Origin of the sequence: Vibrio sp. V03_P4A6T147 (genome assembly GCF_002241085.1) — a bacterium.
GTDB lineage: Bacteria > Pseudomonadota > Gammaproteobacteria > Enterobacterales > Vibrionaceae > Vibrio > Vibrio anguillarum.
This window is the reverse complement of sequence record NZ_NDIO01000148.1, coordinates 22311-31316: the sequence shown is the minus strand read 5'-3', so window position 1 is coordinate 31316 and position 9006 is coordinate 22311. Positions and strand designations below refer to the sequence as shown.

Below are 9006 nucleotides of genomic sequence, written 5' to 3'. Positions count from 1 at the left end.
CCATGGAGCAACTCGACTTTTTTAAAGTGCTGAGCCCTTGTATCGGTGTATGTTCAGTTGATGACAAAGGTTATTGCCAAGGCTGTATGCGTAAAAGGGAAGAGCGTTTTAACTGGCTCTCAATGACTGCTGCGCAGCAACTGCATGTCATAAAATTATGCCAACAGCGCTATAAGCGGAAAAAACAGAAACAACAAGCGCAAAACAAAGCAGATTCCGAGCCAGAAACGAACCCGCAGCGCGAACTGTTTTAATCAATTACTTCATTCCCCAAAAATCACTGACCCAACCACCAGCATGTTCATCAAAATGATTACCGTGAAAACGTTTATTCACATCGGGTTGTTCCATGTTGGGTTTTTCTGTTAGAAGCTGTTGAATATAGTTCGCCATTGGATCCGTACGTTGGTGCCGCGTTACAACATCTTTTATCAGTTGTAATCGATAAGTGGAACTTGCGCGTTTCATTTCTATAACCTCCATTGTTGTGGTAACCAATAGAAAAAATAGAAGCGATCCAGTACAGCGTCAATCAAAGATCTGCTTAAAATTTGCTCAATTTTATGATTAAAAATTAACCGCCTGATTTGGCTCGATTAAAGCTCTTGAAGCCATAGAATCTATTTAAGGAGAGATCGCTCTCGAAATTTTGTGATTGCTTTTTAGTGTTGCAACCGAATGGACGACCCCATCACATAAACATATTTATAAAATCAATAATATCCACTCTGTTTTAATGAAAGCCTGTTTATACGTATGAGTATGTTATGAAACTAAAAATTGTTACTAGCGCAATACTTGCTTCTATTGCCGCTTCTTCTTTCGCTGCTGATGGCGATATTCATCAGGTTACCATTCTTGGTACTTCCGATATTCACGGGCATTTTATGCCATGAGATTATGCTGCTGACAAACTGAATATGCAGGGGAGCCTAAGTCAAATCGCCACCAAGGTTAAACAGATACGAGAGCAAGATAAAAACGTTATTTTAGTGGATGCGGGAGATACGATTCAGGGAAACTTTGTTGAAACGTTTAAGCATGAAGCCGTAGACCCTATGATGCTCGGTTTTAATGAGATGAACTACGATGTTTGGGTGCTGGGTAACCATGAGTTTGATTTTGGTTTATCGGTATTAAATCGCTCCCTGACTCAATTTAAAGGCCGAGCGTTAGCCGGGAATATTCAGAGGCCCGATGGCAATCCATTCTTACCCGCCGCAACAATTATTGAAAAAAATGGCGTCAAGATCGGTATTATTGGAATGGATACTCCGATGACACAAGTGTTTGCTGAAGGCACGAATCGCCTTGAAGGCATGAGCTTCACTAACCCAACACTTGAAGTGAAAAAAGTGATTGGGCAGATAAAAAATGATGTCGATGCGATCGTTTTGGTTGCGCACATGGGGCTGGATAACGAAAACGACATCAAAGATACGGGCGTATCTGATATTGCCAATGCTAACCCAGAAATCGATGCCATTGTTGCTGGCCACATGCACACTAAAATTGATAAAGCGACGGTAAACGGTGTCATCATTACCGAGCCTGACAAATATGGACGCGTTTTATCTCGAATCGATTTCCAATTTGAAGAAAAGGATGGCAAATACACGCTCGTTCATAAAGACAGCTTCACTTACCCTATAAAAGGTGTTGATTCTGATTCGAAAATGGAAACGCTGTACGCACCTTATCATCAACGCTTACGAGAAAATGCCAATCGCGAAATTGCGATACTTGACGGAGTCGACTTGGTTCCTGATGATGAAATACGCGGTATCCCTCAAGTGCATATTCAAGATACCGGCATCAGTGCGCTGTTTCAGGAAGCCAGTTTTTTCTACGCGCCAAAAGCAAACGTGATCGCACTGCAAATTGATAATGACCAAGCTCAACTTGATACTGGCCCAATCAAAGCAAAAGATATCGCGTTTAACTATCAATATGCTGGTGGTGAAATTACGGTTTACCAAATGACGGGTAAAGAGCTGCGCACCTACATGGAATGGGCCGCTGGGTATTTCAATTCCGTCTCGCCAGGCGATGTGACTTATAGCTTTGATCCAAAGCGGCGCGCATCGAAATACTCAACCAATGATTTTTTTGCGGGTGTCACTTACACCATTGATCTTACTCAACCTGCGGGTAAGCGAATTAAAGATCTGCGTTTTGCTGGTGGACAACCGATTGATGATACTAGTGATATTCGGTTGGGTATGAATAGTTACCGAATGGGGCATTTGACGCAGAAAGGGGGTAGCCTTGAAGGGCGGTCATTCCCGATTGTTTTTGACTCGGAAGCGGAATATGGCGAAGAGGAAGGAACTATTAGAAACCTAACGATCCGCTATCTCACCCAAGAAAAGCAAGGCCGCTACGAAGGTAAACCAATGCAACGTTGGAAGCTGGAAGGTTTGCAAGGGTATGAATCGGAACGTGCCATCGTGAAAGCTCTAATTAATAGTGGCCAAATTGATGTACCAAGTAGTGATGATGGGCGTTATAGCAATATCGCCTCGATCAATGTTAAAGCACTGCTCTTTACCAATAAGGCCGCGGCTGAAGAGGCGATCAATGCGCGTATTTTGCAAAGTAGCCAAGCTTCTGATGCTGAAAAACAGCGTATCAATCGAGATATTGTATTGCTCAAGGCATTGAATGCTAATGTTTTAGATTAGCTAAAGTTTTAAATTAACGGTTAAGGCTCTGGCCAAAAGTCAGAGCCTACTACTTTAACGACTAACTCATCAATAACCAGAATCCAACACCTATCATCAATGAGCCTGAAATACGGTTCATTAGACGCACATTTTTTGAATGCCCTAGAGCTCGTTTTAACCCCTTGCCACCTGTTGCGTAAAGTGTCATACAGACAAATTCTGAGACCATAATAATGGACACCAGCAGTAATAGTTGAGGTGCAAGTGGTGCTTCACTATTAATAAAAGGCGGAAGTAGGGAGATCATAAACGCCCAGCCTTTAGGGTTAGCAATCGCGGTCACAAAACCTTGCATGACAAGATCCCAGTCTTTGTTATGGGGAGTGACCTGTGAGTCGCTACTGAGGGCAAGCTTGCCTTTTGAGCGCCACATCTGAATGCCTATATAGCCAAGATAGATGGCACCGATGGTTTTGAATCCGGTAAAGAGCCAAGGGTAATTGAGCATAATCGAAGCCATCCCCAAAACGGCTGCGATGGAAACGAACGCCACACCGACGATCTCTCCCATCATCATCCATAAAGTTCGGCGATAACCAATACTCATCCCAAGACTCAGTGCCAATGTCATGCACATACCTGGAGTAATCGAAACAAAAAAGAATGTTGGTATAAATGCCAGAAGTAAAGTACTGCTCATTAATCAATCCGTGTTGAGAGACAAGAGCTCTAGCATACACATTAATTACAATCTTCACTATTTCACTTTGCTGTGCAATTGACGACAGTGCTACTTACGGATTGAAACCAATAAAGATGACCGTTTGGGATGATGAAGCATAGATAGGATGCACAGAGATGAAAAAAGCCGCATTGCTGCAGCTCTTTCGTTGTTATGGCTTACTTCTTACGATTTTTTAGTCGATTCATCATGTTCAAACGACGTTCTGCTGAGGCTTGATCCGGCTTTTCGTCATTTGGGTTGTTACGACGGCCTTGGCGATCTTTGTACGCCGCTTTTGTGTGAAGTTTTTCAATGTAGGCATCACGCTGTTTAGGCTCATAACCAGGCTGTTCAACACGGCGGATGCGTTGTTGGATAAGGTTTTCAACCTGAACAACAGTCAACTCTTCTTCGCGGCTGACAAATGAGACAGCATGTCCCTGTTTGCCAGCACGACCAGTACGACCTATGCGGTGTACATAATCTTCGGCGAGAAATGGCATGTCATAGTTAACCACGTGCGGCAGGTCGACGATATCTAAACCACGTGCAGCCACATCGGTCGCAACCATGACACGCACTTTGCCTTCTTTAAATTCTTCAAGAGCGCGTCGACGTGCACTTTGTGCTTTATCGCCATGACACAGCACTGCCTTGATGCCATCCAGTTTCAGCTCTTTAACCACGTCATTAGCCGTCTCTTTATAGTTCACAAACACTAAGACTTGTTGCCAATTTTTGCGGCCAATCAGTTCAGATAGCAGTTCCGTTTTACGCTCTTGATCGACAGGGTAAACCACATGCGCCACTGTTGCGGCCGTGGTATTGGCACGATCGGCATTAATGCGCTTGGGTTTGCGTAAAATATCGCCCGCCAGTTGGTTAAGCTGAGTGGATGTAGTGGCCGAGAACATCATGATTTGCGGTGAGGTTTCCACTTCCAGCATGATTTTACGCACGGGATTGATGAACCCCATATCTAAAATTCGATCTGCTTCGTCGAAAACCAAAAACTCAAGGTTGGCGAGTGAAACATTACCTTCACTTAAATGCTCTTCTAATCGGCCAGGGGTCGCGACCAAAATGTCCACACCCATTTCAAGCTGACGAACTTGAGAAGACATTTTATTTCCACCGTAAACAGCAGCGACACTGAGTTTGGTGTACTTGACGTAGTCTTTAATGTTCTGGGCAATTTGCGCCACTAATTCACGCGTGGGTGCCAAAATTAAGCCTCGCGCTGTTTTAGGCGAAGGTTGCTTGCCGCTATCTAACAGATGTTGAATAACGGGCAGTGCGAATGCTGCGGTTTTGCCTGTGCCAGTTTGCGCCGTTGCAAAAATATCATGCCCTTTACGAGCCTCGGGAATGGCTTGTCGCTGAATGGGGGTAAGTTTTTCATAGCCGCATTCAGTAAGCGCTTTAACAAGTTCAGGTGCAAAACCTTGAGATGAAAATGACATTTAACGGGTTCCTTAAGCAGACAGCCTACAGTTCTTAATTTTAGCCGTGCACTATATAGGATTTAGAGTGATTTATCTCACGTTTATCGTGATCAGTGATAAATTTCCTACATTATTTACCAATTGTATTTGAGTTCACAAATGAGATGAATTGGTGATTCATAGCGGTTGCCTATCTTTCTATTATGTTTTTACTTCAGAAGCCGATAATAAATGGTAGACTCTCAACACTTGCGTAGCATCATGATGACGCAGAAGTAATTAACCTTGATAAAGGATGCATAGACGCCATGGACAATGCAGATTTTGTACAGAAACGGCAATATTACCGCTTAAAGTATCCAAAGCGGGCAAGACCTACCGTAAAAATTGATGATCAGCTATTCCATGTCTGTGAAATATCAGAGCAAGGCATTCGTATCTCAATGCCGAGAGTGACTACCTTATATTGTGGTCTATCGATGTCTGGTACGGTGCAGCTACGCAGCAATAATACAGTCAAAATTGCAGGTCAAGTACTGCGCTTTCAACAAGATGAAGTCGTGGTTCAACTATCCAATGGTCCTGCTTTTAAGCACATGGTTGAAGAACAGCGTTATATTCGCCAAAGATACCCGTCTTACTTCTCGTCTTTACGTTCTGCTTAAATCAAAAACTGTCTGCGTTGAAACGAGCGGTGCGTGCTTCTGCGATTGTGCAGTGCGTAATGTGCATAAGTTCGGCGAGAGTGATTGATGGGTTTTGTTTAACAAGCCTTACCAACTTGGCTGATTTGGGTTCAAGCTGTTCCTGATATTCTGCCAGTTTGTCTTTGAGTCTCGTTATTAAAAATTGCATGGCCAGTGAATCAAGCTCTCTGAGCCGATTTGCCAATAATTCAAGTTGCGTTATCTCACCACTGATTTGCCAATTTCTGGAACGTCGTATTCGTTTCAGGTCGCACTGATATTCTCTCGCCAGCATTTTTGCTTTTTTCGCATTTTCTCCACCAAGCCGATGAATCAATGAGGGGAGGGAAATCGTGATGATCATAATAGCCATGTTCTTGTTTGAATGACTTTCCGTTATAACACGGTCTTATAAAACGGTGAAACCCCGATAGTTGGTAGCTATCGGGGTTTCGAATTTTTAGATTTCTCGGATGGTAAGGCCGATAGTCTTTATGCAAAAGGTTGGATTTTATCCAACTAATTCCTTGGTAGGAAATTAGATGCGGATGAAGTCCATGTGCTCAACTTTTGGCTTGAACACGTGACGTTGAACGTCTTGTGGCTTAACTTTTACTTCTGCGCCATCAATTACTAGAGTAATTGCTTCGTAGAATTCTGGTTTGTCCATTTGGTTGATCACGTCAGAATGATCCAGTGCGATAGCAACTGGCGCTGCTTCACCACCGTAAACAACTGCTGGGAATTGGCCCGCGTGACGTAGGCGGCGGCTCGCACCTTTACCTAGTTCAGTACGTACTACTGCTTCGAATTTCATAGTTTTTACACTCAAATTAGTACAAATAACTTCACATCTGCAATGCGACCTTGCTGATGTGGTATAGCTTTGATAGTGAATCAATGATTACTAACAAAACGAGCGCGGATACTAGCACTCTATCTAAGATGGGGCAATAGAAAATCCCTTGCAGCATCGATTTATTGCAGTGTTACGAAGGACCGTGACAGTCTTTATTGCTTAATGTCGAGTTCGATTTCGTCCATTAAAGCGAACGAAAAGTTAGCACCGCTTTTAACCCCCCCATGGTGCTAGTCGATAGGGTTAGCGTACCGCGATAACTGTGCGCCATTTCACTGACAATATTCAACCCAAGTCCAGATCCAGAGGTTGTTTCGTCTAAGCGCACGCCACGTTGTACCGCTTTAGCCAGATCTTGCTCAGCAATACCTGGGCCATCGTCTTCAATGTGGATTTCTACCCAGCCTTCTTCTCGATTTTTTGCGTGAACTCGAACTAAAGAAGCTGCCCATTTGTAGCTATTTTCCAGTAGGTTGCCGAGCATCTCGTCGAGATCGGTTGGGTCAACGGCAACCTCTAGATCAGAATCCAACTCATTAACTAACGTGATTTCACGCTGTGCGTAAATTTTGTCAAATGCCATAGAAATAGCATCTACCCGTTCGCTTGGATTGGCTTTTACCGCAAGAATATTCATTGAGCCAGCCATGCGCGCGCGCCCTAGATGGTAGTCAATCTGCTTTTGTAACTGTTCAATCGGTGTTCTGAGTTTCTGCTGTTGTGCGAAATCAAGATGATCGATCTCATTGCGCAGTACAGAAATCGGCGTTTTTAAAGCGTGAGAGAGATTGCCTGCATGATTACGTGCACGTTCAAGCAATTCTTGATAGTGGAATAACAGTGCATTCAAATCATTGACTAACGGAAAGACTTCTTTTGGGTACTCGTCACTGAGACTGGCTTGTTGACCTTTGCGCAATGCGGCCAGCTCTTTTTGCATTTTCCCTAACGGCCGTAATGACCAACTGACTTGCAAGCCAATCAGCACCAATACACCACTGAAGAGCAGACCTAGTATCATCCACAATTGGCTAATTACGCTGTTTAAAGTGTCTTGTAATGGTGCTTCATCAAGACCGATGGTAATGGTGATAGGAGAAGGGAAATCTGGTAAGTAGATGATTTGTTCAATGACGATCAGTTTTTCATCTCTTGCGCCTTTGACGATGCTTTTCAAGCCATGTTTTTCGCTGATAAGGCGCTTATCCCACAATGAGCGAGAACGAAGCAATTGATCATGGCTTGAGGCCGTCCAATAAAGGCCGCTGTAGGGTTGGCTAAAACGAGGGTCTGAAAGGCGCGACGACAGCACTAGATTCCCTTGCGGTGTCGCTTCCAAGTTCGCCGTGATTTCATCCATCGCTAAGCGTAGCTGACTTTGCACATCATTGACTAGGTAGTCTTTGATCAGTGTGGGAATGCCAATTCCCGCCGCTAAAATCATGGTACCTAACCAAAACGTTGCCGCGAGCAGTAAACGACTTTTTAAACTGAGGCGCTTTAAGGCCGAGGTTTTATTTTGCATTAAGCTGGTATCCCAGTCCTCTCACGGTTTTGATAATGTTGTTATTGATTTTTTTACGGATGCGGCCAATAAACACTTCGATGGTGTTGGAGTCTCTATCGAAATCTTGTTTGTAGATGTGTTCCACCAGTTCAGTCCGTGAAATGACTTTGTCGGCATTGTGCATGAAGTAGGCAACCACTTTGTATTCCAGTGCCGTCAAGCTCACCGCTTGACCTTGCCACATCACTTTAGAGGTTCGAGTATCAAGGCTTAAATCACCGATTTGCATCACAGGGGAAGCGTTACCTGATGCTCGGCGCAGTTGTGCGCGGATACGAGCGGTTAATTCCACCATCTCAAATGGTTTGGTGAGGTAATCATCCGCTCCTGCATTTAAGCCCTCGACTCGTTGAGTCAAACCGTCTCTTGCACTGAGGATCACAATGGGCGTATTGATGTTTTCATCTCGAATGCCTTTCAATACGGTGAGCCCATCAAGCTTGGGTAAACCGAGGTCGAGCACAATCACATCCCACTCTTCTGATGTGGCGCGATAGAGTGCATCAATGCCATCTTGTGATAATTCAGGCACCCAGCCGGTCTGTTCAAGCGCTTCTACAATTTGTTCCCCAAGACGAGGATCGTCTTCGACTACCAATATTTTCATGGTTATTCTCTATTTTTTGATGATGTCGCGCAGGTTTCTGCCACGAATAGCCATTAGTTCTAATGTGCTTGCATTATATTCTACGCGGATAACTCGGTTGTCATGCATCAGTTTTAATTCGTAGACCCATTCACCATCATCTTCATCTAACTCTACCTTGATAACTCGGCCATTGAGTTCTTTATCTATCGTGGCATAAAGCTCAGACAATGGATGAATTAAACCTTTTTGAACTGCCGCGTAGACCTCGTCTTGATCCTCATCAATCTCTACCTTGGTTCCTGGCTTATAAGTGTCTTGAACCCAATCGTGTACATCACTGCTCGCAGCTAAAGTGGGTAAGGATAATGATGAGAGCAGCAGTAAGTGTGCGAAAGCTTTACCCTTTTTGAACAACATGTTGCGCCCCCTGTAAATAAGATGAACAGAGTATAAATGACCTTACATGAATA

Annotated in this window: 12 protein-coding genes; 4 read left to right on the top strand and 8 right to left on the bottom strand. The window is 43.9% G+C overall.

What is annotated here, in order from left to right; genetic code table 11:
• Window positions 1-2: 2 nt before the first annotated feature.
• Window positions 3-254, top strand: a complete 252-nt coding sequence (locus tag B9J84_RS05735; RefSeq protein WP_094123732.1) for a DUF1289 domain-containing protein — start codon at window positions 3-5, stop codon at window positions 252-254.
• Window positions 255-258: 4 nt separating this feature from the next.
• Here the strand turns inward: B9J84_RS05735 and B9J84_RS05730 are convergent, their stop codons facing one another.
• Window positions 259-468, bottom strand: a complete 210-nt coding sequence (locus tag B9J84_RS05730) for a hypothetical protein (RefSeq protein WP_026027723.1) — start codon at window positions 466-468, stop codon at window positions 259-261.
• 299 nt (window positions 469-767) lie between these two features.
• Between B9J84_RS05730 and B9J84_RS16315 the strand changes: the two genes are divergently transcribed.
• Together B9J84_RS16315 and B9J84_RS05725 are read left to right on the top strand one after the other, a co-directional pair.
• Window positions 768-896: a hypothetical protein gene (locus tag B9J84_RS16315; RefSeq protein ID WP_404206434.1), complete on the top strand. Its 129-nt coding sequence runs from the start codon at window positions 768-770 to the stop codon at window positions 894-896.
• A 24-nt stretch (window positions 897-920) separates the two neighbouring features.
• The gene (locus tag B9J84_RS05725; RefSeq protein ID WP_404206432.1) at window positions 921-2684 is read left to right on the top strand and encodes a bifunctional metallophosphatase/5'-nucleotidase; all 1764 of its coding nucleotides are present in this window, start codon (window positions 921-923) and stop codon (window positions 2682-2684) included.
• 61 nt (window positions 2685-2745) lie between these two features.
• Here B9J84_RS05725 and B9J84_RS05720 read toward each other — a convergent pair whose 3' ends face one another.
• Both B9J84_RS05720 and B9J84_RS05715 read right to left on the bottom strand, forming a co-directional pair.
• Window positions 2746-3366, bottom strand: a complete 621-nt coding sequence (locus tag B9J84_RS05720) for a LysE family translocator (protein WP_013857026.1) — start codon at window positions 3364-3366, stop codon at window positions 2746-2748.
• 200 nt (window positions 3367-3566) lie between these two features.
• Entirely contained in the window at window positions 3567-4853 is a 1287-nt protein-coding gene (locus B9J84_RS05715; RefSeq protein ID WP_094123731.1) for a DEAD/DEAH box helicase, read from the bottom strand.
• A gap of 290 nt (window positions 4854-5143) precedes the next feature.
• Here B9J84_RS05715 and B9J84_RS05710 point away from each other — a divergent pair, with 290 nt between their 5' ends.
• Window positions 5144-5500, top strand: coding sequence for a PilZ domain-containing protein (locus B9J84_RS05710; RefSeq protein ID WP_017046184.1), 357 nt, complete (start codon window positions 5144-5146; stop codon window positions 5498-5500).
• 1 nt (window position 5501) lies between these two features.
• Here the strand turns inward: B9J84_RS05710 and B9J84_RS05705 are convergent, their stop codons facing one another.
• From B9J84_RS05705 to B9J84_RS05685, 5 genes are all read right to left on the bottom strand, one after another.
• The gene (locus B9J84_RS05705; RefSeq protein WP_017046183.1) at window positions 5502-5894 is read right to left on the bottom strand and encodes a ribosome recycling factor family protein; all 393 of its coding nucleotides are present in this window, start codon (window positions 5892-5894) and stop codon (window positions 5502-5504) included.
• Between the two features lie 165 nt (window positions 5895-6059).
• Window positions 6060-6338, bottom strand: a complete 279-nt coding sequence (gene rplY, locus B9J84_RS05700; protein WP_010318386.1) for a 50S ribosomal protein L25 — start codon at window positions 6336-6338, stop codon at window positions 6060-6062.
• A gap of 226 nt (window positions 6339-6564) precedes the next feature.
• Window positions 6565-7905 carry an ATP-binding protein gene (locus B9J84_RS05695; RefSeq protein ID WP_094123730.1) on the bottom strand — a complete coding sequence of 447 codons (1341 nt, stop codon included), beginning with the start codon at window positions 7903-7905 and terminating at the stop codon, window positions 6565-6567.
• Entirely contained in the window at window positions 7895-8554 is a 660-nt protein-coding gene (locus B9J84_RS05690; protein WP_010318384.1) for a response regulator transcription factor, read from the bottom strand. Before B9J84_RS05690 ends, B9J84_RS05695 begins: the two co-directional genes overlap by 11 nt.
• Window positions 8555-8563: 9 nt before the next feature.
• Window positions 8564-8953 carry a PepSY domain-containing protein gene (locus B9J84_RS05685; RefSeq protein ID WP_026028016.1) on the bottom strand — a complete coding sequence of 130 codons (390 nt, stop codon included), beginning with the start codon at window positions 8951-8953 and terminating at the stop codon, window positions 8564-8566.
• Window positions 8954-9006: the final 53 nt, after the last annotated feature.